The sequence below is a fragment of the Bradyrhizobium sp. BRP19 genome, from assembly GCF_020194195.1.
In the GTDB taxonomy this organism is placed as follows: Bacteria; Pseudomonadota; Alphaproteobacteria; order Rhizobiales; family Xanthobacteraceae; genus Bradyrhizobium; species Bradyrhizobium yuanmingense.
Genome location: NZ_JADYVZ010000153.1, coordinates 1 through 429, shown reverse-complemented (window position 1 = coordinate 429; position 429 = coordinate 1). Strand labels below are relative to the sequence as shown.

The following is a 429-nucleotide window of genomic DNA, read 5'->3' as shown; positions in this document are numbered from 1 at the left end:
CGCAGACCCGGCGCGCTCGATTCCTGGCGGCGGCTTCATCGCGGGCATCGGCTGGGTGAGCGGTGTGCGCGCGATGATCATTGTCGACGACGCGGGCATCGACGCAGGGGCCGTGCAGCCGATGGGCATCGAGAAGTTCCAGCGTGCCCAGGCCATTGCGCTGGAGCAGAAGCTGCCGTTCATCCACCTTGTCGAATCGGCCGGCGCCAACCTGCTGACGTATCGCGTGGAGACCTTCATCCACGGCGGCAGCGGCTTTTACTGGCTCGCGCGGCTGTCGGCGGCGGGCATTCCGGTGATCAGCGTGGTGCATGGGTCCAGCACGGCGGGCGGCGCCTACATGCCGGGCCTGTCGGACTACGTGGTGATGGTGCGCGACCGGGCGCGCGCGTTCCTCGCCGGGCCGCCGTTGCTGAAAGCGGCCACGGG

1 protein-coding gene is annotated in these 429 nt (G+C 69.5%); it reads left to right on the top strand.

Going from position 1 to position 429, the window contains the following annotated elements:
- Window positions 1-429 (top strand): carboxyl transferase domain-containing protein (locus I6F36_RS38955; RefSeq protein ID WP_276573760.1); only part of this gene is annotated, 429 nt, incomplete at both ends.